This is a genomic window from Actinomycetota bacterium, assembly GCA_040757835.1.
Lineage (GTDB): Bacteria > Actinomycetota > Geothermincolia > Geothermincolales > RBG-13-55-18 > SURF-21.
This window is the reverse complement of record JBFLWJ010000002.1, coordinates 307,640-330,413: the sequence shown is the minus strand read 5'-3', so window position 1 is coordinate 330,413 and position 22,774 is coordinate 307,640. Positions and strand designations below refer to the sequence as shown.

Here is a 22,774-nt window from a genome sequence, read left to right as displayed (position 1 = left end):
CTGGTCCAGACTCGCAGGAGCCGCAGCTTCACGCCCCCGCCCGGCCTCTGCGACCGGCAAGATGAAAAAGACCGGTTTGAACCCTGTTAGATTTGCTTATCAAGTGGGTATAAGAAGTAACCAAAGGGGAAGCAATTCGAGTATTCTTCGCAATATCCGTATCACGAAAACCTGCAGCCGTAGCATTTCCGCAGCACCCTTCATATACCTTTGATCCGGTGGGCGTGGCTTGACCTGAAACAGGGGGGAGAGCGATGGTTGGCGTCACTCTGAACGGGCAGCGGGTAGAGGTGCCGGAAGGTGGCACGTTGTTACAGGCCGCGCAGGGCGCCGGCATGTCCATACCCACGTTGTGCCACCATCCCGCCGTCGCGGACAGCGGGGTATGCCGGGTCTGCCTGGTGGAGGAGGAAGGGAGCGGCCGGCTGATCACCGCCTGCGACACACCGGTGGAGGAGGGGATGGCGGTACTCCTCGACAGCGAGCGGGTGAGGGAGGCCAGGCGGACCATGCTGGAGCTGATATTCTCGGCCCACCCCTTTCACTGCGAGGTATGTGAGAGCAACAACTCATGCCGGCTGAAGAGGCTTGCCTCGGAAGCGGGGATCTCGGGCAGGGAGCTGCCTTTCATGCAGGACTTCAGGCCGATAGTGGACGCCAACCCCTTCTACCTGCGCGACCTCTCCAAATGTATCTCCTGCGGCCTGTGCATCAGGGCATGCCAGGAGGTCCAGGGGGTGGGGACTTACGAGGTAAAGGGCACCGGCGCGCGCGCGCGGCCGGCAACGAGCCTGGACAGTGCCGTGGACAAGTCGGTGTGCGAGTTCTGCGGCCTGTGCGTGTCGCTGTGCCCGGTGGGCGCATTGATGGAAAAACCGTCCCTGCACCTGGGCAACGAGGACACGGCGGTGGTGACCATATGTCCTTACTGCGGGGTAGGCTGCTCCATGGAACTGCGCATACGGGATGGCCGCATCGCCGGCGTGCGGGCGGGCGTCCCCGGTTCCGTGAACGGTTACAGCCTTTGCGTTAAGGGACGCTTCGGCCTGGACTTCGTACATCACCCCGACCGCCTCACCCGCCCGCTCATGCGCCGGGACGGCGAACTGGTGGAGGTGTCATGGGACGAAGCCCTGGACGAGGTGGCCAGGCGCCTTTCCCGCGTGATAGAGGAGAACGGACGGGACGCGGTCGCTTTCCTCTCCTCGGCGAAAGCCACCAACGAGGAGAACTACCTGCTGCAGAAGTTCGCCCGCGCGGTGGTCGGCACCAACAACATCGACCACTGCGCCCGTTTATGACACAGTCCCACCGTCGCCGGTCTGGCGGCAGCGTTCGGGAGCGGGGCCATGACCAATTCCATCTCCGACCTGGAGAAGGCGGACGTGATCCTGCTCACAGGCACCAACACACCGGTCAACCATCCCGTGATCGCCGAGAAGATAAAACAGGCGGTGCTCTACGGCCGGACCAGGATGTTGATCGTCGATCCCCGCGAGATCTCTCTCTCCCGTTACGCCGTCATGCACCTCAAGCCCCGCCCGGGCACCGACGTGGCCTGGATCAACGGCATGGCCAAGGCGATCCTGGATGAAGGGCTGGAGGACGGGGATTTCATAGCGAGCAGGACGGAAGGGCTGGAGGAACTGCGCCGGACGCTGGAGGAATACACTCCGGAAAGGGTCGAAGAGATAAGCGGTATCCCCGCCGGGGACCTGGTGAGGGCGGCGCGTATATATGCCAAGGCGAAGCGCGCGGCGATCCTCTATGCCATGGGTATAACCCAGCATATAAGCGGCACCGACAACGTCTCGGCCCTCGCCAACCTGTCCATGCTCACCGGCAACCTGGGCAGGGAGGGGACGGGGGTGAACCCCCTGAGGGGCCAGAACAACGTGCAGGGGGCGTGCGATATGGGAGCCCTCCCAAACGTCTTCACCGGATACCAGAAGGTGGACGACGAGGGGGCCAGCGGAAAGTTCTCCGGGGCATGGGGACGACGACTGCCCGGGAAACCGGGTCTGTCCATCGTGGAGATGATGCGGGCCGCCGGGCGGGGAGAGGTACGCGCTCTCTACATATTGGGGGAAAACCCAATGGTGACCGATCCCGACGTGGGCCATGTCGAAGAAGCCCTCGCGTCCCTGGACCTGCTGGTGGTCCAGGACATATTCCTCACAGAAACCGCCGCCATGGCCGACGTGGTGCTTCCGGGAGTCTGTTTCGCGGAGAAGGAAGGGACCTTCACCAACACGGAACGCAGGGTGCAGCGCGTGCGCAAGGCGGTGGAACCTCCGGGAGAGGCGAAACAGGACCTGGATATAATCGTCGAGCTGGCTGAACGCATGGGCTATGACATGCCCGCTGTCTCAGCCGGGCAGATCATGCGGGAGATAGCCTCCCTGACGCCGTCATATGGAGGGATAGACTACGAAAGGCTGGAGGGTGGCGGCCTGCAGTGGCCGTGTCCCGACACGGAGCACCCCGGTACGCCGGTGCTGCACGCGGGGTCTTTCCCGCACGGCAAGGGGAAGTTCACGGCGGTCGAATTCCTGCCGCCGGACGAGCTGCCCGACGAGGAGTACCCCTTCATCCTCTCAACCGGGCGCCTGCTCTACCATTTCCATTCCGGCTCGATGTCCAGGCGGTCCCACAGCCTGGAGGAAAAAGCGGGGCGGGGGTGGGTGGGGATCAACCCCACCGATGCGAGGAAGATGAAGATCAGGGAGGGAGACGCCGTGCGGGTCACCTCCCGCAGGGGCAGCCTGCTCAGCCACGCTCATATATCCCCGCAGCTGCAGCAGGGGAGCGTGTTCGCCACCTTCCACTTCGCGGATGAGACCGCCAACATCCTAACCAACCCGGCCCTGGATCCGAAGAGCAAGATACCGGACCTAAAGGTATGCGCGGTGAGGCTGGAGAGATCGCAGGGAGGTGAGGGCGGTGAGAACGCCGGTCCGGCCTGAGCTGATGCTCCGTATCCTGGAAAAGATAGATAAGAGAGGCTACGCGGGCGCGAAGGAGATAGAGGGCGTCGCCTCACGCCTCCGCATGCCCAGCAGCCAGGTTTACGGTTTTATCAGCCAGTTCGAGGAACTGCCCCAGCACCCATGCCGGATACGGCTGAGGGTCTGTACCGGGCTCGCCTGCGCCGATGCGGGCGCATGGGCCATCTATGAGGAACTGAAGCAGAAAGCCCCCGGCGGAGTAGAGGTCCTCGCCGACCCCGGGCTTTCGCGCTGGCACAGCTCGCCGGCGGTATGCGTGGACGTCCAGGGGGAGGGAACGGGGATCGCGGAGGGGCTTACGCCGGACGATATCGACCGCCTGGCGGGCGACCTGGAAAGCGGGCGTCCGCCCTCCTTCAGGCCATGGCGCGATGTCCACCCCCCTCTACCGCGGGACCTGTCCGGGCGGGAGGCTTCTCCGTGGTCGCAGGCCGCGGCGGAAAAAGGCCTGCCGGAGAGCTGGGGCCCGGGCATGCTCTCCTGGGCCTCCGAACACCCCGAAGAGATATGGAAAGGCATCGCGGAAGGGCCTCCGCCCCGTCCGGACAAGGGAGCGGCGGCCATAGTCTGCGACCTTGCGGGACCCCAGGGAGAGAACAGCGTGAGCTTCGCTTCGTTCCAGCTCTTTCCCAGGGCGGTCGTGGCGGGTTGTGCGCTGGCCGCCGCCGCCTGCGGCGTACGCAAGGTGGTCTTCTATCTTCCCTGGGAGGAAAAAGAGCTCGCGGGCGGACTGGAGAAGACCGCGGCGGACCTGCTTTCCGGGTCGGGGATCCGGTATTCGGTCTTCAGGGGACCTGCACGGCTGGCAAGTGCGTGGGATATAGGAAGGGCAGCGCTCGTGCAGGGCATGATGTTATGGCGTGCGGCGTCCCTTTACGGCTGGGAAGGCACCGGGGACGGCGGCAGGCCGCTGGTTGTGCTCGATGCCGAGGACGTCTGGAGGGTCCCCTGGCGGGCCGGCGGGGAACCCGCGCAGAGGCAGGGACAGGAAAGCGGGCGGATGTTGTGCCTTGCGGGCGGTGAAGGGCCCCCCCGCCTGCTGGAGGTATCGCCGGGCGGGAGTATCGCCGGCATATTATCGGACCCCGGCCTGGCGCCGGAGTACGGGTCGGCGAAAGCCGTCCACGTGGCCCGCCGCAGCGGGGCCGAGGTCGTGCCGGCGCGGAACGGCGAGGTAAAGGCAGAGGGCGCGAGGGAGGTGGTGGTGCTGGACACCCTGAGCTGCATGCCCCGCTGGGCCCTGTATCTCTCCTGGGATGCGGAGAGGAGCTGTTGTGGGGGCTGCATCCCGGGGAGGACGGCTCCGGCGGCGGCGGCACGGCTCCTGAGGGGCATACTTGAGCCCGGCGCGGAAACGGGCGTGCTCGAGGGCCTGGGGAAACTCCTCGAACAGGCGAGTGGGCTTGCCATGTGCCCACGGCTGCTGGAAAAGCTGCAACCTGTCAAGGACTGCCTGCTGGAGTTCGGGGAGGAATTCGAAGAACACTCGGCACGGGGCACCTGCATGGCGGGCTCCTGCGAAGCGGCGGTCGAGGCCGGGGATCAGGAGGGGGGAAGATGAAGAACATCACTCAACAGAAGAGCCTCGAGGAGATCACGGGATCGCTGGGAACGGCCCGTCAGGTCCTCCTGGTAGGGTGTGGCACGTGTCCTGCCATGGCGGAGACGGGCGGGCTCAAAGAGGTGGAGGAGATGGCCGCCGTCCTGGCGGACGCGGGTTTTGAGGCGGTCTCGCGGACCGTGATCCCCGTGGCCTGCGAACCTCTGCCCGGCGAAGCCCGGGTCGAATTCGAGCGGCTGCTGGAGCCGGCGCAGGCGGTGCTGGTCCTGGCCTGCTCGCTGGGAGTCAGGATGGTCTCCGACTATACGGGATTGCCGGTACTGCCCGCTCTCAACACGCTCTTCGTCGGGCGGGAGGCGGAACCCGGGTTCTTCGTGGAGGAATGTGCCCAGTGCGGCGATTGCGTGCTGGGGGAAAACGGCGGCATATGCCCCATCGTACACTGCGCCAAGAGCCTCTTCAACGGGCCCTGCGGTGGCTCGGTGGGAGGCAAGTGCGAGGTAAATGCCACCCTGCCCTGCGGTTGGCAGCTCATCTACGACCGCATGAAAGCGTTGGGAAGGGTCGATGAGCTGTCCAAGATCAGGCCGTACAAGGACTGGAGCAAGTCCGTGAGCGGCGGCGCCAGGCGCATGCGCATCCCGGTGCCACCGCCTCCAACCCCGCAAGAAGGGAAAGAATGAGAAAACAGCTCTTATACGAGATCTCCAAGCCGGTCATCGCGGCCGTAGGCGTGGAGAACGTCCTGCGGGCCATAGTGGAGTCGATCGCCAAGGGAACGGGCGCGAAGGGTTGTTCGCTCCTGATCATGAACGCCGACAGGAGCAGGCTGGTCCACCGCATCAGCTATGGCATCAGCGGAGATTTCCTGGCCAAGGGAGAGATCGAGATCGACGAGACAGTGAAAAAAGTACTCCAGGGAGAGGCCGTCTCCATCCCGGACGTGGCGAACGACCCGCGCATGCAGTACCAGCAGGAGGCATTGCGGGAGGGCATCGCCTCGATACTCTCCATACCCATGCGTTCCTACAGCGGCATCATCGGGGTGATGCGCGTCTATACGGCTGAGCGGCGGGATTTCAGCCGGGAGGAGATCGATTTCCTCGATTCCATCGCGGAGCTGTCGGGCCTGGTGCTGGACAAGGCCGAGGAACGGGAAAGGATAGCCGAGGAGGCGGACAGGGCCCGGGAAGAGCTGTGCCGCATGAGCGACGAACGCGAACGTTTCGTCTACCTCATGGGCATGGTCGCCCACGACCTCAAGGCCCCGCTGGCGGCCGTGCAGAGCTACATCAAGGTGATCCTCAGGGGGAGCACGGGGCCCCTGACGGAGAAACAGGAGGAATGGCTGAACCGCAGCGTCAAGCGCATAGAGGGGATGCTCGAACTCATCAGCGATATCGTGGATATCTCCCGCCTCGAGACCGGCCATATAGCCCCGGAACTGACCTCGATATCGTGGGAGCAGGTCCTGGAGAACTGCATCGAGGTCGCCAGGGGCCTGGTGGAGCCAAAGGGCATAGAACTGGTCGAGCAGATCGAGCCCGACCTGCCGGAGATCTTCGCCTCGGAGGTGCGGCTCTGCCAGCTCATCAACAACCTGGTATCGAACTCCGTACGCTACACCCCGAGCGGGGCGAGGATTTACATAAGAGCTTTCAACCGGGACGACGATGTCGTGGTGTATGTCGAGGACGAAGGATCGGGGATAGAACCCGCCGTACTGCCCAATATCTTCGACGACTTCTTCAAGGGCGACCGGGAATCCCGCGAGGGGACCGGCCTGGGGCTGTCCATCTGTAAACGTATCGTGGAGATGCACCACGGCAGGATATGGGCGGAGAGCCCGCCTCCGGGCAAGGACAAGGGTACGCGTATCACCTTCACCATCCCCAAAGGGGCCATTTGCGATTTGACATTCTGGGATAGACAAAAGGAGGACAGGTCGTGAAATCCGGAAGCAACCTGGAACGCGTTCTCGAAGCGGGCCATTTCGCAGTCACGGCTGAGATAGGCCCGCCGAAGAGCGGATCGGCAAGGGTGATAGAGGCCCATGGAGAGGAGATCGGCCATGCCGCAGATGCCTTCAACGTGACCGACCACCAGACGGGCGTGGTGCGGCTGTGCAGCCTGGCCTCGTGCGCGATACTGCGGCGCATGGGTCTCGACGCCGTCATGCAGACCTTGTGCAGGGACGCCAACCGCATCAGGCTGCAGGGCGACATCCTGGGGGCGGTGGCGCTTGACATCAAGAACATCCTCTGCCTCTCCGGGGACCACGTGAAGTTCGGCAACCACCCCGAGGCGAAGGGGGTCTTTGATATCGACTCCGTGCAGCTGATACATACCGTGAAGATGATGCGTGACGAGCACAAGTTCATCTGTGGAGAGGAAGTGGCGGGGGATATACCCCTGTTTATCGGGGCGGTGGAGAACCCCTATGCCGACCCCTTCGAGTTCCGCACCGCCAGGCTGGCCAAGAAGATAGAGGCCGGGGCCGATTTCATCCAGACCCAGGCGGTCTACGACGTGCCGAAGTTCGCCGCCTGGATGGAGGAGGTCTGCGATGCGGGACTGGACAGGAAGACGCACGTACTGGCGGGGATTATTCCCGTAAAGTCGGTGGGTATGGCAAGATATATGAAGAAGTTCGTCTCCGGCGTGGAGATACCCGACGGGATGATCAGCAGGCTGGAGGACGCGAAGGACGTCAAGGAAGAGGGGATAGAACTCATCCTGGAGATCATCGATCAGGTGAAGCAGATACCTGGAGTGCACGGGATCCACGTCCAGGCGGTGGGGTGGGAAGAGATAGTGCCCGATATCATGGAGAAAGCGGGACTGTTGCCGCGGCCGGTGCTATAAGGAGGTGCTGATATATGGCGGCAAAGATTTTGATCGTTGACGACGATCCGGACATCGTAGACGCGCTTTATGTCCTGCTGGAGGCGGAGGGCTACGATGTCGTCTCCGCCAGCGACGGGGAGGAGGGGCTGGAGCGTATCAAGGAAGAGAACCCCGACCTCATCATCCTGGATCTCCTCATGCCCAAACTCGATGGCTACGGTGTGTGCAAGACCCTGCAGGACCCCCGCTGGTCGAAGTGGAAGGATATCCCCATCCTCGTCCTGACGTCGGTCCGGGAGGAGGCGAGCCAACGCCGCTACGAGTTGGAGACGGGGGTGCGCATGGACGTCGACGACTATGTGGAGAAGCCCATCGACCCCGATGTGGTGATGGCCAGGGTGCGCAAGATCCTGGCAAGGAAGGAATAGCCTGGTATGGGCGGTAATGAACGGTTTATCCGGACCGCGAGTGGGGAAGATAAGAGATAACAGTCGGCCTTGAACCGATAGAAGCAGGGGTTGTAGCGGAACGGCCAAAGGAGGGGACGAAGATGAAGAAGATTCTACTCGTGGACGATGACAAAGATTTCATCGAGTCGACGCGCACCGTATTGGAGGAGAAGTACGAAGTTGTCGTGGCCTTTGACGGGGACGAAGGAATAGCCAGGGCGAGAGAGGAAAAGCCGGACCTGATCATCCTGGACGTGATCATGCCGGTCGAGGACGGTTTCACGGCGGCCGAGGAGATCGCGGGCGACGAGGAATTGAACAAGATCCCCCTCATGCTCCTGACCAGCTTCGGCACGCGCATGACCAAGGAGACAGAGATACCGCGGAGCAGGGGCATGGAGGTCTCCGCCGACGACTACGTCGAAAAGCCGGTCGAGCCGGACGCGCTCCTGGCCTCCGTGACCAGGCTGATCGGGGAATAGATCAGCCGTCCATAGTAACCGACAGCTGAATTGAAAGCCAGGAACAGCGTCTGCAAGCAGGCGCTGTTCGCATTCAGCCAGTGCTGCCCCTCGTCGTTTACTGTGCTATCCTGTGTGGAATACGGCTTAAGCTCTGAAGCGGGAGGTGGTTGAGCATGGAACAAACCAAGGAACCAACGCGGGATTACCCCTCCCTGTCGTCAACACCCTGGAGCCTGTGGGGCGTCCTCTACGCTCGCAGGTCGCACCGCAAGTACCTGCCGCCGGACGCCGGACGGGACATATCGGATTCCCTGAAGGAGACGGTGCGCCTGGCGTGTGCCGTTAGGGGGGCTTCCGAGGACAGCCTCCTGGCGGTGACGGACGCGGGGACGGTCGAGAGGATCAGGAAGCGCCTGCACAAGGGGATGCAGGGCAAGATCAACCTGTGGCTCAACCGGTCGCCGGTGCAGGGGTTCCTGGTGCTGGCCCTGCCGAAGCAGGACGTGCGCGCGGAGAGGCCGCGTGAGCTCCCCGCTACCGCCGCGGCGGCGGAGGACGTCGTGCTGTGGCTGACGGAAGCGGGCATGGGCACCTGCTGGTTGGGGGGATTGAACCAGAGGGAGATGAGGGAGGTCCTGGGCCTGGGCAAGGACATCTTCGTCTCCGCCGTCATCCCCTTCGGGAAACCGAAGCCGCGGGTTAAGGCCATGGACATGGACCACATGATGTACCTGCAGATATCCAGGAAGCGCAAGCCGCTGCCGGATATCGCCTGCCTGGAGGCCATCGACAAGCCTTATAAGCTGCCGGAGTTCGAGAAAGGTTCGTTCGCCGCCGCGGGCGCCCAGGATATAGCAGGTCTGCTGCGGCAGTTGGGGGAGAAGCGCGATAGCGATGCTGACGTTCCACTGGACCTGGCGGTCGACGCCTGCTTCGAGGCCGCCCGCATCTCGCCCAGCGCCGGGAACGTACAGAACTGGCATTTTATCGCGGTCCGCGGCGAGGATGCCTTGCGGGACCTGGCACAAGCCTGCGGGGTGGAGAGCGCCTGGAGGGCCGCCATCGTCGGCGCAGGCGACAAGGATATGAGCCGCCTATACGAGAAGATGGAGAAACCGTTCTGGATGATCGACCTGCCCATCGCCCTCTCCCAGATGTCCCTCATGGCCGCCTCCATGGGCCTGGCCCTGGACCTTTGCCTGAGCGACATCGACGAGACAGCGGTAAACGCAGTCGTAGGCCTCAAGCCACCGCTGCGCGCCGTAGGAGTCATAGGAATACGCTGATAGGACCTCATGGGGATGAAAGGGAGCTCACACAAAAAGCTCCCCGATCGCGCTCCTTAAGAACCCGCTTCTGTGGTTAATGGTCGGTTTGTCTAAACCCCGGAATGAATATATAATCTTCAGCGTTGCCGAGTCATGGGGAAAAAGGAGGGAAGATGAGCAGAAAAAGCCTGTTTGCAGTGATGGCGCTCATGCTCGCCCTTGTTCTGGTCGCCACGATGTTTGCGGCTGGATGCGGCGAGAAGGAGGAAGAGACCGAGGAGAAGGAGGAGGTGACCGTCACCACCCTGGAGGAGGGCAAGCTCCTCATGGGCAGCGACACCACCTACCCGCCGTTCGAGAGCATCGGGGACGACGGAGAGCCGGAAGGCTTCGACATCGATGTGGCCACTGAGCTGGCAGATCGTCTGGGATTGGAGCTCGAAGTGGTGACGACGGCCTGGGAGGGCATTATCCCCGGCTTGAAGACCGATAAATACGATATCATCATGTCCGCTATGACCATCACCGAGGAGAGGCTGGCCGAGATCGACTTCAGCGACCCCTACATCGACTCCAACCAGTCCATAGCGGTTATGAAAGGGACCACCGATATCACCGGTCCCGAGGATCTGGCAGGTAAGGTGGTGGGAGTGCAGGTGGACACCACCGGCCAGTTCACTGCGGAGGGAATACCAGGGATCGCGGAAATACGGAAGTACGACACCATCCTCATAGCCTTCCAGGAGCTGGAGCTGGGCAGGATCGATGCCATCATGAACGACTACCCGGTCAACGCCTACCTGAGCAAGATCAGAGGTCAGACCGAGATCGCTGCCACCGTCACCACGGATGAGCAGTACGGCATAGGCGTGAAGAAGGGCAATGACGAGCTGCTCGATGCGATAAACCTAGCACTTGCCGATATAATGGCCGATGGGACCTATGACAAGATCTTCGAGGATTGGTTCGGCGAGGAGTAAAAAGGTATAGACGGTTTTGTGCCGTGATTTTCTGGGCCTGCACCACGTATCGTGTGCAGGCCCATTTGATTTGGGGGACAGGCAAGGAGGGGCGATACCGCGGTTTGAAATGACTAATGAAACCACCACATCGGCATCCCCTCCATGGAAGGCCTTGCTCCCCCCCGGCCTTTTTCTGACCGTAGCAGAGCTGAGATGATCTGACGGGGGAGTGACTATGAAATCCGTGCCTGCTGTCTTGCTGTGGTCGTGGCTAGCCCTCGTGGCTGTGCTGGTGAGTGTTATCTTCATCCTGGTCATGAGGCTGCTCTTGGCCCACGAGGGCAGAAGGGTCGCGTTATCGTTGGGGATCGGTTTGGGTGTTCTTGCTGTAGGACTCGGTATATTTATCCTTACATATCTGGAGCCCGTTGACTCGTTCTTGGAAGACTTCTTGAACTGGGATACCTTCTTAATAACCTGGAAATACATTGTCAGGGGAGTTGTCATTACCATCGAACTCGCCGTGGTATCTGAAATATTCATTCTCATCCTTGGACTCGTGATTGCCCTGACAAGGATATCTCGCATCAAGACCTTCCGGACAATCGCGGCAATATATATTGACGTGATCCGAGGCATGCCACTCCTAGTGCAGATATTCATCGTATATTTCGGTCTAGGCTATCTGGGGTTGAATCTCAGCCAGTTCACTGCAGGAGTTCTAGCGCTTACCATCTGTTATGCTGCATACGAAGCTGAAATATTTCGTGCCGGGATTGAATCTATCCACAAGGGACAGATGGAGGCGGCGCGTTCTCTGGGCATGGGCTATTTCAAGGCCATGCGCTACGTGGTCCTGCCCCAGGCGGTGAGAAACGTCATCCCGCCCCTCTCCAATGAGTTCATCGCCTTGCTCAAAGACACCGCCCTTGTGGCGACCATCGGTCTCGCCGAGGTCTTTTTCCGTGGCAAGGAAATGATGGGAAAATATGCTAACGTTACCCCACTGATTATTTCGGCGATCTGCTACCTCATCATTACCATCCCCCTGATGCGGCTGGTGCAGTATATGACCACTCGTCTGTCCTTGAAGGATTGAGGGTGTCCCGCTGCGGTAGATGATGCATTAGAATGGAAGTCGTTGATGATCGTTTCTCTAAGGCGCCACAGGTCTTGAGAGATGGCGCGATGAGAGCGGACCCGGTTTCCGGAGGAGCGTGTGAACGACGAGAGCATGGTGGAAATAGTAGACCTCCACAAGAGTTTCGGACATCACGAGGTGCTCAAGGGCGTCAACCTCAAGGTCAAAGCATCGGAGGTCCTTGTGGTCGTAGGCCCCAGCGGCTCCGGTAAGAGCACCATGCTGCGCTGCGTGAACGGACTGGAGCACGCCACCAGCGGGCACATCTTCATCGAGGGTGTGGACATCACCGATCGCAATTCCGACATCAACGCCATACGCCAGAAGGTGGGCATCGTATTTCAGAGCTTCAATCTCTTCCCGCATCTTACTACCCTTCGTAACGTGACTCTTGCACCCATCAAGGTCAAGAACGAAAAACCAGATCAGGCTGAGGACAAAGCAAGACATATGCTGGAGAGGGTAGGCCTCAAAGACAAAGCCGAGGCTTACCCCGCGCACCTCTCGGGGGGGCAGCAGCAGCGAGTGGCCATCGCCCGGGCCCTGGCCATGGACCCCGACCTCATGCTTTTTGACGAGGTCACCTCGGCCCTCGATCCCGAGCTGGTACAGGAAGTTCTGGACGTCATGAAGGACCTGGCCAGAGAGGGCATGACCATGCTGGTGGTCACCCACGAGATGGGCTTCGCCAAGGAGGTGGGGGACCGCCTCATCTTCATGGACGACGGTATTATCGTGGAGGAGGGGCCGCCGGAGGAGATCTTCTCCAACCCCAAGAGCCCTCGTGCCATCGACTTCTTCTCCAAGATATTGAGCCACCTCTAGTCGGATAGTCTTTCATCCCTTCATCAGGACAGGGGGAAAGGTGAGCGGTCAGGGAATCGACCTCGTAGTCGCGGGAAACCTGAACACCGATATCGTCGCCCTGGGTGTGGACAGGCTCCTCTCTGCGGGTGAGCTCACGCACAGCGGAAACCTGCTCATCGGTCCCGGCGGCAAATCATGTAACATCGCGCGCATGGCGGCCGCTTTGATGGGGCCGGGCAAGGTGGCCATGGTGGGCAAGACGGCACGGGACCCGTACGGGCTGTGGAGGGTGCCGGTGGATGCCCTCGAAGGCGCCGGAGTTGATACCGGGTTCGTGAAGGTAGAGGATTTCGATACCGCGGGGGCATATCCGGGCATCGCCCTGATCCCGGTGAACGGCAGAGGTGAGAACCAGATATATTCCCTGCCGGGGATGAACGATGCCTTCGAGCCCCGGGACATAGATGACGCTTCTGTGTTGTTCGACGGGGCCGCCGGAGCGCGCATGCTCGCCCTGACCCTCGGACCGCCGCTGCAGACAGTCATCCACGCCGTCCGCAAGGCGTGCTCCTGCCGGATGAGGGTCGTCCTCGACCCCGGCGATGTCAACGAGCGCGACGACTACGGCGAACTCCTGGGCCTGGGCATCCAAGTCCTGGCCCCGAACGAACACGAAGCCCGCATACTGACAGGCGTCGAGATATCGGATATGGAAACGGCGCGGGAGGCCGCCCGTATATTTCGCGGCCGTGGGATCGATAGCCTGGTGCTCACTCATGGAAGCAACGGGGCCTACGTGTTCGCCGGGGAAGAGGGCAGGCACATCCCGGCGCCGCGGCTGCCGGATGAGGGCGTCAGCGACGAAACGGGATGCGGGGACCAGGTGACGGCGGTGCTGTGCGTAGAGCTGCTGCGGGGGAAAAGCCTCTGGGAAGCAAGCGAGGCGGCCGTGCTTGCCGGCACCCTGCAGTACCACCGGCCCGGCATCCGTCCGGTCACCAGGGATGAGATGGAGGCTGCCTCGAGAAAGGAGGGGCGATCTTGACCAGACGCCTTCTGATCGACACCGACCCCAACATCCACTTGCGCATGAGAGACATCGACGATGCCCTGGCCATCCTCTTCTGCGTAGCCTCCCCGGAGGTAAAGGTGGAGGGGATCACCGTCAATTTCGGCAACGTCAAGACGCCGGTGGGTTTCCAGGCGGCGGGGGACATCCTGAGAGCCGCGGGGGCGGACATACCCGTATTTCAGGGTGCCGCCGGACCGGACGACCTGGGCAGGGCGAACGAGGCGGTGGAATTCCTCATCGACACCGTGCGGGAAAACCCGGGCGAGATGACCCTGCTGGCCCTGGCCCCGCTGACCAACGTCGCCACCGCCTGCATGCTCGACAAGGGATTCGCGGCCGGCCTCGCGGGACTGGTGATCATGGGCGGAACCCTCGATTTCTGGGTCTTCAAGTACATCGGCGAGTTCAATCTCCACCAGGACACCAGGGCGGCGGCCGTGGTAATATCTCAACCGGTAGCCAAGACCCTTATTACCGCTGATGTCTGCTCCCAGGCCGTCTTCAGGGACGAACACCTGGCCAGGCTCAGAAGAAACAAGAGCGATGTATCCAGGTTATGCGCTGATTTCATAGAGCCGTGGCTCAAGTTGAACAGAAAGGTCTTCTTCCGCAAGAAGGGCTTTTTCCCCTGGGACGTTGTAGCGGCCTCTTACCTTGTGGACCACACCCTTTTCGAGGACAACCCCTGCACCTTCGAAATCGTGGAGAAGGGGCTTGGGAGGGGCCGTCTGGTCAACGTCAAGCGGGCGGGCGGCATGCAGGCCGGGAACGGGAAGAGGCCGGTGAACATGCCCCTCAAACTCGACGGCACCCGCTTCATGGACCTTTTCCTGGAGAGATTATCGCGGCTGTAAGCCGAAGACTACGGCTGCAGGATAAAGCCATAGCAACGGGCTCTTCTCTGATCCCTATACCAGGCCGCGCTTCTCGAGCTGTTTGACGATGGGCCGGGCGAGGCCCGTCCTGTCCAGGAGCCGCCAGTTACGGAAGAACGCCGGCGACGAGGTGTGCTTCATGAAGAAGTTGAACTTCCCGAACGGCTGGCCGCGCTCCCTGGCGATGCGGGTCAGGGTGTCGAAGACGTTGGCCGGGATCCCGGCGGCCTGGCCCTTGGGGACGAGGGCCACGGCACCCTCGGGGCAGGCCGACACGCACAGCCCGCAGCCGATGCACCTGGCTATGTCCACCTCCATGCAGCCGTCGCCCTCGATAAGGGCGTCCATCTGGCAGCGCCCGAGGCACTTCCCGCAGTCGCTGCACAAGCCGCCGTCTATGGCCACCTGGAAGGACGACTGCACCACCTCGGCGGGGTTCGGCAGGCCACGCAGGTTCCTGAGCATCAGGCAGCAGCAGGAGCAGCAGGTGCACATGCCGTTGAGCTCGCGGGCGTTCACCGGCTGGATGACCAGGGCCGACTTCTCGCACTCGTCGAGTTTTTCCAGGGCCTCCTCCACGCTGATGTAGCGCCCGTCCCCGTTCTCCACGAAGTGCTTCGAGTACGGGCCGAACACGAAACAGGAGTCGCGGGGGGCCTCGCAGCCTCCGTCCAGGTTGTCCCTGGTGGCGCGGCACAGGCAGGTCATCACGGAGATCTGCGTCTGCTGCTTCACCAGGTCGCGGATGCGGTCGTAGGTCTCGACGGCGGGAGCGGCCTCGATGGCCGACTCCACCGGGACTACCCGGAACATCTGGGTGTCCAGGGAGGTCCAGCTCGGGAAGTAATATTCACTGTGTTCCGTGAACATGCGCGCGAAGTCCTCGTCCATTATCTTGATCTGGGTCTCAACGATGCCGGGCATCCACGGCAGGGCCATGTACAGGGTATGGTCGCCGCTCTCCACCGGGAAGAGCTGGCCTTTGCTGGCCATGCGGGGGAGCATCTCGGCCGCCTCCGCCTCCGGCATCCCGGCCCGCCTCGCGATCACCGCGGGCGGCTCGGCCACGAGCTTGCAGTGAAGGAAGAGCTCCGCTTCCTCGGGGGTGAAAATCCGCTCCAGCAGGCGTATCTCCACCCCCGTAGGAGTCTCAGGATACCCGGCCGGCAGCTCATCCAGGTACTGGCGCAGCCTGGAATAGACGTCCTTGCCCACGGTCGTTTCGGCCATCTCGACCCCCTCCCTGGCGAGCGGACTGCTTACAAGAGATGTTTTGCCTTCTCTCATCTACCCTTGTCGATGGGATCATTCTAACACCGGGACGGCTTCAGCCGCCGCTTTTTCCGGCGCGATCTCGCTGATGAGCATCCCCGCAAGCATGAGGGCACACCCCAGCCATCCCCTCCAGGTCAGCGTCTCCCCCAGGAGGATGATCCCGAAGAAGACGGAGAAGACCGGCTCCATGATCAGCACCACCGAGGTGCGCACCGGGGAGATCTCCCGCTGGGCCCAGGCCTGCACGAAGAAGGCCAGCGCGGATGCGAAGACGCCGCAGACGATGATGGTGATCCATGCATAAGCCCCGCCGGGCAGCACATACTCCTCGAAAGCCAGGGCGGAGGCGGTCTGCAGCACCGCCACCACCCCCATCTGCACCAGGGTGAGCAGGAGGAGGTCGTGGCGCCGCACGAAGCGGTCCATGTAGATGATATGCAGAGAGTAGGTGAAGGCGCAGGCGAGCACCAGGATGTCCCCCGTGTTCACCTTGAGCCCCGGCTGCAGGGAGAGCAGGCCCAGCCCGATGGTGGCCACGATCACCGAGAACACCGAGCGCATGCCCGGCCGCTTGTGCAGGATGACGGTGGAGAGGATGGGCACGAAGACCACGAAGAGGCCGGTGATGAAGCCGGCGTTGCCGGCAGAGGTGCGCTGCAGCCCGAAGGTCTGGAAGGAATAGGCGGCGTAGAGGAACACCCCCAGCAGCAGCCCCGCGGCCGCCGTTCCCCAGTCGATGTCCCTCAAGCGCCTGCCGCATACCGCGAGCACGACCAGGAAGGCCAGGGTGAAGCGGTAGGACATGAAGACGAAGGGCGGCATGGAGGCCAGGGTCTCCTTGACCATGGAGAAGGTCAGCCCCCACACCACGGTTATGGCTATAAGAGACAGCTCCGCCTGCCTGGCCTTGGAGATGAACCGCTTGCCACCGGACATGAGTAGTACCTCGCTTCGCCGCTCTGCCGGTCAAGAGTTGAGTGTATTATATTGATGGTCCCGGCGTAAGTGTCTCTTCATGTGGTGTACGGCTGCGCGAGGCGTGGATGGGAACCAGGCGATTTCGTGCGGCGCCCGTGCGCCTGGCGGCGCAAAAAGGAGGGGTATGGAGGATGGGGGAGTTCAAGGATTCCATCTCTGACTGGCTTTGTGAACATGTCGACGCGTTCGGGTATGCGCCCGTGGACAGGTTCTCGGAAGCGCCGCGGGAACATCACCCCTCGCTCGTGTGCAAGGATGCGGCCACGGTCATCGTCTACGGCGTCACCGTGCCCCAGGCCGTGCTGACCTCGCCCGGGTACGGGCTGCACCTCCTGCAGCGCGGCTACCACACCGCCTACCCCTACCTGGACCAGGTGGGCCTGCGGCTGGCCAACCATATCGAGGCCGGGGGGTTTCCCGCGGTGGTGATACCGTCCTACGCCCCCATGGTCTTCCACGGGCTCGAGCCGTGGGGGCTCATCTCCCTCAAGCACGCGGCGGCCCTCGCGGGCGTGGGAACTTTCGGCCGCAGCGGCCTGGTCTACCATCCACGCTTCGGCTCACTGTTGCGCCTGGGGGCGGTGATCACCGCCGCGGAACTGCCGGGCGATACGGCGATGGAGGAGGAACCCTGCCCGCCCAAGAGCAGGGCTTGTCAGGAGGCTTGCCCGCCCGGGGCCTTTACCGGCGGTGATTTTCGGAAGATGGTCTGCCTGGGCCACACTATAAAACACGGTATCTATAAACTGGCCCTCAGCGGCGCGGAGGATCTCCAATTCATCGAGCGGATCATCAACACCACTGGCTACAACTACTGGATAGACTGCGACGAGTGCCTCAAGGCCTGCCCTTTGAACCGGAAGGTCTACCCCCAGAGATAACGGACCCCAAATCCCCCGCGTGGGTAAGACCAGTCGATGGCGTCCAGGGGGCAGATGAAGCGGCAGGTACCGCACTCCAGGCAGCCCTCATAGTTGAAGGCGAGCTGGCCCGTGCCCTCATCCCATTCGTAGTTGGCCGCCGGACAGGCGGGGATGCAGGGCCTGGTGGGACATGCCGGGCACAACTCTTTCTTGACCAGGATATGGGCTTCCTTGTCCCTCTCGATCTTGACCTTGGAGAGCTTGTTCTCGATCTCCTGCCGGCGCTCTTTCATCGCATCGCCTTTCCGATCTTCCTCTTGCGCATGGCCGAGCCCAGGGGGGCATAGGCCTTGACGGCGGCGCGCAACGGGCGCCGCAACGGCCCCGGCACCCAGTTCTCGGCGATTCGTTCATAGAGATCCCTGCCGTACGCATACGGTTCGGGATCCATAAAGGTGACCTCGTCCTCGAAGATGTTGCCCATGATATCGACCAGGTGTTCCAGGTATCCCGGCAGGTTCGCCTTGCCACTGTTCACCAGGTAGTTGCCGGCCGCTCTGGAGTTGTAGAGCATGCGCGCCAGGCCCGTCTTCTCGAGCGAAGAGACATAACCGCCCAAGGTGTCGGCGCTGAAGTCCCTCTTTCGCGCCGCACGTTCGATGGTCTCCGCTGCCATCATCCCTGACAGCATCCCCGGTGGTACCCCGATGTAGGCGTAGTCCATGAATCCGCCGGCCTCCCCGCACAGAAGCACGCCGTGGGAGTACAGGTTGGAAAAACCCAGCCTCCCCCCGTTGGAGATCATGTGGGCCTGGTACTCGCGCAGTTCACTGCCGGCGATGAGGGATGCGATGAAGGGGTGTTCCTTCACTCGCTGCAACCGGTCGTGGAGGTCTATCCCTACATCTCTGAGCCGGTCGACCCATCCGAAAGTGGCCAGCGAGATGCTGTCCCGGTTGGTATAAAGGGTGGTCGCCCCCAGGATGTCCTCGACGGCATGCCCCACCATCTCGTAGCAGATACCCTCCCCCGGGGCGAGCTGGAATCTCTCCTCCAGGACCTCGGGAGAAAGATCGAGTACCTCCTTCACCCCCAGCATGCAGGCGCGCGGGTCGTCCACTACCAGCCCGGCCGCCCTGCCCACTACGGTGTGGAATCCGTCGGCTCCCACCACGACGTCGGCGCGCAGTTCCTCGTCACCTATCCTCACCCCGGCCACCTTGCCGTTCTCGGTGATGAGGCCGGTCACCAGTACGCCGGTCAAGAGCTCTGCCCCGGCTTCCTCGGCCTTCCCGGCCAGCCAGGCGTCGAACTTGCTGCGGTAGGCGGTATAGGCAAGCCCTTTGTCCGTGTGCTCCTGCATCCGCCAGCGCAACTGCAGCATGTCCTTCTCTCCCAGGTAGACAAGACAGTGGTCGGAGACCAGCCTCTCCAGTGGAGCCTCGTCCCGGAAGTCAGGAACGAGGCGGTCCAGCACCGGCGTCATCAGAACAAAGGAGGCGACATTCTTCTCGCCAGCCCGCTGCCCGCGCTCGAGCAGCACGGTCTCTATGCCCTTCCTCGCCAGGCTGAGGGCGCAGGCCGAACCGGCCGGCCCCGCGCCCACCACCACGCATTGCGCCTTATCCATGCCTGGACCTCCTCCTGTGCTGTCTGCCGAGAGCTTCGAAAGGTGGATATTAGGTATACGACCAAGGCTCCCGCAACCGACTGCGCCCCCGTTCATGGCTATGACTAGCAGCCATATTATGTCAATCTATCCTCTTGACCAAAGCATCCCAGTCGGCCGTCGTTCCGCGGTCAGTCCCTTGCCGCCAGATATTCCTGGTAGTCGGCCATGGCGCTGAGGGCACGGCAGGCGGATTCCACGCTTGTGAAGATGAGCGGTCGGCCGCTGCTCACCATGGGGTCCTCCCCGTCATCGGAGTAGCGCAAGCCGGACGCCATGTACAGGGGGACCTGTACTTCCTGCATAAGATCATGCAGCTCGATATAGGTCTTGCGGAGCATGTTGTCCATGAAGTCCCAGATGGAGGTGACGTCGGTGCCGTGCAGCGACTTGAAGGCCTCGATCCCGGCCTCGCGGCGGGGCGCGCCTATCCACAGGAACATGACCGCATCCACCTCTCCGCTCCTCATGAGTATCTCGATTGTCGGCTTGAGGACGCGGAAATCGAGCCCGGCCACGAGGTCGACGGGGTTGCCGGGCACCCACCAGTCAGGGAGGAGGTCCGTGAGCTGCGCCAGGACGCCGGCCGACAGCGGGACGACGTCCAGGCCGATCTCGGTGCAGAAATCGGAGGCGATGACCCCCAGGCCGCCTCCCCCGGTGACGATGCCGACGCGCTTACCCTTCGGGAGGGGGCGGTTGACGAACGCGCCGGCGGTCACGGCCGCCTCCTCGATGGTGGAGGTGAGGACGATCCCCGCCTGGCGGCAGGCGGCCTCGAAGAGGGACTCGCTCACGGCCATGGAGCCGGTGTGCGAGCGGGCCGCCGACATGCCCGACTGGGTGCGCCCCCCCTTCAAGGCGATGATGGGTTTCCGCCGGGTCACCTCGCGGGAGAGGTCGATGAAACGGCGGCCGTCGTCCAGGCCCTCGATATAAGCGACGATGACCTCGGTGTCGGGGTCCTCCCCGAAATAGGAGAAATATTCCTCGGTAGAGATATCCGCCTCGTTCCCGCTCGACACCGCCTTCGCCACCCCCAGCCCGGAGATCACCGTCGGGCCGATGAGCATGTTCAGGACGTTCCCGCTCTGGGCGACGAAGCTGATGTTGCCGTGCGGGGGATGGTAGAGGATGGGCATCCAGGGAAAGACCCGGTTCTTGGGGCAGCAGATGCCCTGGCAGTTGGGCCCGATGAGCACCATTCCCGCCTCGCGTGCCCTGCGCAGCAGCTCCGCCTCCACGCCGGCGCCCTCGTCGCCGAGCTCCTTGAAACCCGCGGTGATGACCAGGCCGGCCTTGACCCCCTTGGCGATGCAGTCGTCCAGGGCCTCCAGCACCAGGCCGGCCGGCACGGTGAAGACGGCAAGGTCCACTTCGCCGGGGATGTCCCGCACGCTGGGATAGGCCAGCCGGCCCAGGATGGTCTCGCGGCTGGGGTTCACCGGGTAGAGTTCGCCCCCGTACCCTCCAGTCATGAGGTTGTTGAGGATGAGGTACCCCCATTTCATTATGGATTCCGTCGCCCCGATGAAGGCTATGGAACGCGGGTCGAAGGCGTAATCGAGGTTTCTCAGCCGCTCGTCCATTTACTGCTCCCGCTCCTTGCGCATCACGTTCCTGCTGTTTCGCCCGCGTTTACTGCTTGCGTTGCGGCGAACGTTGCCGTTAATGGCTGATCGCTGCCGCCACAGGCCCGTGCCGGCGGCCGCGCTCTGTCCAGACAATATTAAACCCGCCAGGCGCCCCATTAACAAGACATTCTCTCGCGGTGCGTCCCCGCCAGCCTTCAGGCCGGCCTGATGCCCGCCCACCTCTCGCCCACCGGGCATGCCTTCATGCACTCTATGCAGAAGTCGACGTCGGTTATGTAGAGCTGCCCGCTCTCGATCAGCGGGTCCCGGCGCCGCAGGTGGCGGCGGAGCATCGCCAGGAAGCCAGGCCACTCCGAGAGCCGCCGCGGCAGCATGCGCTCAAACCCCAGGGACCAGAAGTCGAAGCACGGGTCGACGTCGTAGCGCCCTCCCCGCAGGGCCCGAACAGGGCAGGCGTCCTCACACCTGGAGCATCCCGGGATGCAGAGGTCCCACTCCCGGGAGGGGTCTGGGTCGAGGGGGGCCGCGGTGATGATGCCCCCCAGGCGCTGGTGGGGCCCGAACTCCGGGGTGAGAAGGAGGTTGGAGCGGCCGAGCTGCCCCATCCCGGCGCTGACCGCCGCGTGCTTGAGGGAGATGTGCCCCACGGTACGCGTGTGCGGCAGCTTCCTTCCCGTCGCCGGGTCCAGCTTGTGTATCTCCACCGGCTTGTCGGCGGAGACCGGCAGGGCGAGGAACCCCTCTCCCTCCAGCAGCCGCCCCAACCTCTCCGCCGCCTGGTCCAGCAGGCGCGAGGTCTGCATCTTGTTGCGCGTCCACATGCGGATGTCCGGCGCGTATACGGCACCAAGGCTGTGCGCGACGGCCATGACGATGACGCTGCGTGCCTTGGGCATGAGGTCCGTGGCCGGGCGGGGAGGAGAGGCCAGGATGAGCGCTTCCGCGTCCGCGATACCCACCAGGTCCATGCCCTCGGTGCCGAGGAAGTCCTTGATGCCGGATGCCGTGACCTCCATGTGTACCCTCCTCCCCCTTTCGCAAGGCCCTGCAGGTGAGCTGGCTGACGGGGAACGCGTTCCCGCACCCCCCGTACGTAACCGTCCCGTTTGTATTGTTGACATTATGGTAACATATATTTATAGTAATGACATGTCAGTACCAAAAGGTGCGGCATATGGGTAGGTTACGGATGCGCAGCGTGCCAGGCCATGATCCGTGGATCTATCCACGTCGGTTTAGAGGCAGTAATAAGAAGGAGGTCGGAATGGACGTTCCCGAGAACATCGGCGTGAAGGAGTATTTCGAGGAGGTAGTGCCCAAGATGGTCGACGAGCAGCTCTCCGGCTCCGCCATCACCGGCATGGAGGGCACGGAGATGTCGGTGGAGTTCGACATCCAGGGCGATCAGGAATACAAGTACGGCATCACCGTCAAGGACGCCAAGGAGCTGACGGTGAGCGAGGGCGCCCTCGACAGCCCCATGATCAAGGTCGTCATCAGCGAGGACGTATGGCGCAAGGCGGTAACCGGAAAGATGGAAGGCGCCATGGACATGTTCACGGACATGAGCCAGAACGCCAACCGCAAGAGGTACGACACGCTTGCATCCACCAAGGGCACCATGAACGTGGAGATGACGGTGCCGGACGGGTCGGTGGCCGATCTCAAGGTGGTCTTCAATAACGCGGACTCGCCCCAGGTTACCTTCAAGATCGCGCTCGAGGACTGGGCCGCGATGCAGAGGGGAGAGCTGGCGGGTCCCACCGCTTTCATGACCGGGAAGATGAAGATCGAGGGCGACATGCCCTTCGCCATGTCCCTGGGCAACCTGATGACCTGAACCTCAGCGGCTATACGCCGGCAGCCGATATCACACCGGCGAAAGACAAAGCGGAGGCGGGACCATGTCATCCCGCCTCCGCCCTTCCCGGGCCGCACCC

General features: G+C 62.6%; 21 protein-coding genes. 15 read left to right on the top strand and 6 right to left on the bottom strand.

What is annotated here, in order from left to right; genetic code table 11:
• The first annotated feature begins 254 nt into the window (after positions 1-254).
• From fdhF to AB1384_03885, 13 genes are all read left to right on the top strand, one after another.
• Complete coding sequence (gene fdhF, locus AB1384_03945; protein MEW6553423.1) at positions 255-2,966, top strand: formate dehydrogenase subunit alpha; 2,712 nt, start codon at positions 255-257, stop codon at positions 2,964-2,966.
• Entirely contained in the window at positions 2,944-4,569 is a 1,626-nt protein-coding gene (locus tag AB1384_03940; GenBank protein ID MEW6553422.1) for an NAD(P)H-dependent oxidoreductase subunit E, read from the top strand. The genes fdhF and AB1384_03940 overlap by 23 nt, the downstream gene beginning before the upstream one ends.
• Complete coding sequence (locus tag AB1384_03935; GenBank protein MEW6553421.1) at positions 4,566-5,252, top strand: methylenetetrahydrofolate reductase C-terminal domain-containing protein; 687 nt, start codon at positions 4,566-4,568, stop codon at positions 5,250-5,252. Before AB1384_03940 ends, AB1384_03935 begins: the two co-directional genes overlap by 4 nt.
• Positions 5,249-6,520: a HAMP domain-containing sensor histidine kinase gene (locus tag AB1384_03930; protein ID MEW6553420.1), complete on the top strand. Its 1,272-nt coding sequence runs from the start codon at positions 5,249-5,251 to the stop codon at positions 6,518-6,520. Before AB1384_03935 ends, AB1384_03930 begins: the two co-directional genes overlap by 4 nt.
• Complete coding sequence (locus AB1384_03925) at positions 6,517-7,434, top strand: methylenetetrahydrofolate reductase (GenBank protein MEW6553419.1); 918 nt, start codon at positions 6,517-6,519, stop codon at positions 7,432-7,434. The genes AB1384_03930 and AB1384_03925 overlap by 4 nt, the downstream gene beginning before the upstream one ends.
• Before the next feature lie 14 nt (positions 7,435-7,448).
• Entirely contained in the window at positions 7,449-7,844 is a 396-nt protein-coding gene (locus AB1384_03920; protein MEW6553418.1) for a response regulator, read from the top strand.
• A gap of 122 nt (positions 7,845-7,966) precedes the next feature.
• A complete protein-coding gene (locus AB1384_03915) occupies positions 7,967-8,347 on the top strand; it encodes a response regulator (GenBank protein ID MEW6553417.1) in 381 nt (126 codons plus the stop codon).
• Positions 8,348-8,502: 155 nt separating this feature from the next.
• The gene (locus AB1384_03910; GenBank protein MEW6553416.1) at positions 8,503-9,615 is read left to right on the top strand and encodes a nitroreductase family protein; all 1,113 of its coding nucleotides are present in this window, start codon (positions 8,503-8,505) and stop codon (positions 9,613-9,615) included.
• Between the two features lie 155 nt (positions 9,616-9,770).
• Positions 9,771-10,577 carry a basic amino acid ABC transporter substrate-binding protein gene (locus AB1384_03905; GenBank protein ID MEW6553415.1) on the top strand — a complete coding sequence of 269 codons (807 nt, stop codon included), beginning with the start codon at positions 9,771-9,773 and terminating at the stop codon, positions 10,575-10,577.
• Positions 10,578-10,794: 217 nt separating this feature from the next.
• Complete coding sequence (locus AB1384_03900; protein ID MEW6553414.1) at positions 10,795-11,658, top strand: amino acid ABC transporter permease; 864 nt, start codon at positions 10,795-10,797, stop codon at positions 11,656-11,658.
• Positions 11,659-11,793: 135 nt separating this feature from the next.
• Positions 11,794-12,525 (top strand): amino acid ABC transporter ATP-binding protein, encoded by a 732-nt coding sequence (locus AB1384_03895; GenBank protein MEW6553413.1) that lies wholly within the window; start codon positions 11,794-11,796, stop codon positions 12,523-12,525.
• A gap of 40 nt (positions 12,526-12,565) precedes the next feature.
• Positions 12,566-13,552: a PfkB family carbohydrate kinase gene (locus AB1384_03890; protein ID MEW6553412.1), complete on the top strand. Its 987-nt coding sequence runs from the start codon at positions 12,566-12,568 to the stop codon at positions 13,550-13,552.
• Positions 13,549-14,433 (top strand): nucleoside hydrolase, encoded by an 885-nt coding sequence (locus AB1384_03885; GenBank protein ID MEW6553411.1) that lies wholly within the window; start codon positions 13,549-13,551, stop codon positions 14,431-14,433. The genes AB1384_03890 and AB1384_03885 overlap by 4 nt, the downstream gene beginning before the upstream one ends.
• A gap of 54 nt (positions 14,434-14,487) precedes the next feature.
• Here the strand turns inward: AB1384_03885 and AB1384_03880 are convergent, their stop codons facing one another.
• Both AB1384_03880 and AB1384_03875 read right to left on the bottom strand, forming a co-directional pair.
• Entirely contained in the window at positions 14,488-15,684 is a 1,197-nt protein-coding gene (locus AB1384_03880) for a 4Fe-4S binding protein (protein MEW6553410.1), read from the bottom strand.
• A 75-nt stretch (positions 15,685-15,759) separates the two neighbouring features.
• On the bottom strand, positions 15,760-16,665 hold the full coding sequence (locus AB1384_03875) for a DMT family transporter (GenBank protein MEW6553409.1): 906 nt from the start codon (positions 16,663-16,665) through the stop codon (positions 15,760-15,762).
• Between the two features lie 173 nt (positions 16,666-16,838).
• On the opposite strand from AB1384_03875, the gene AB1384_03870 reads away from it, so the two are divergent.
• On the top strand, positions 16,839-17,588 hold the full coding sequence (locus tag AB1384_03870; protein ID MEW6553408.1) for a hypothetical protein: 750 nt from the start codon (positions 16,839-16,841) through the stop codon (positions 17,586-17,588).
• Here AB1384_03870 and AB1384_03865 read toward each other — a convergent pair.
• From AB1384_03865 to AB1384_03850, 4 genes are all read right to left on the bottom strand, one after another.
• On the bottom strand, positions 17,573-17,863 hold the full coding sequence (locus AB1384_03865; protein MEW6553407.1) for a 4Fe-4S dicluster domain-containing protein: 291 nt from the start codon (positions 17,861-17,863) through the stop codon (positions 17,573-17,575). The genes AB1384_03870 and AB1384_03865 overlap by 16 nt on opposite strands.
• Positions 17,860-19,200: an FAD-dependent oxidoreductase gene (locus AB1384_03860; protein ID MEW6553406.1), complete on the bottom strand. Its 1,341-nt coding sequence runs from the start codon at positions 19,198-19,200 to the stop codon at positions 17,860-17,862. The genes AB1384_03865 and AB1384_03860 overlap by 4 nt, the downstream gene beginning before the upstream one ends.
• A gap of 170 nt (positions 19,201-19,370) precedes the next feature.
• A complete protein-coding gene (locus AB1384_03855) occupies positions 19,371-20,828 on the bottom strand; it encodes a CoA-binding protein (protein MEW6553405.1) in 1,458 nt (485 codons plus the stop codon).
• Between the two features lie 200 nt (positions 20,829-21,028).
• Complete coding sequence (locus AB1384_03850) at positions 21,029-21,850, bottom strand: hypothetical protein (protein MEW6553404.1); 822 nt, start codon at positions 21,848-21,850, stop codon at positions 21,029-21,031.
• A gap of 248 nt (positions 21,851-22,098) precedes the next feature.
• Here AB1384_03850 and AB1384_03845 point away from each other — a divergent pair, with 248 nt between their 5' ends.
• Positions 22,099-22,674: an SCP2 sterol-binding domain-containing protein gene (locus AB1384_03845; protein ID MEW6553403.1), complete on the top strand. Its 576-nt coding sequence runs from the start codon at positions 22,099-22,101 to the stop codon at positions 22,672-22,674.
• The last annotated feature ends 100 nt before the right edge of the window (positions 22,675-22,774 follow it).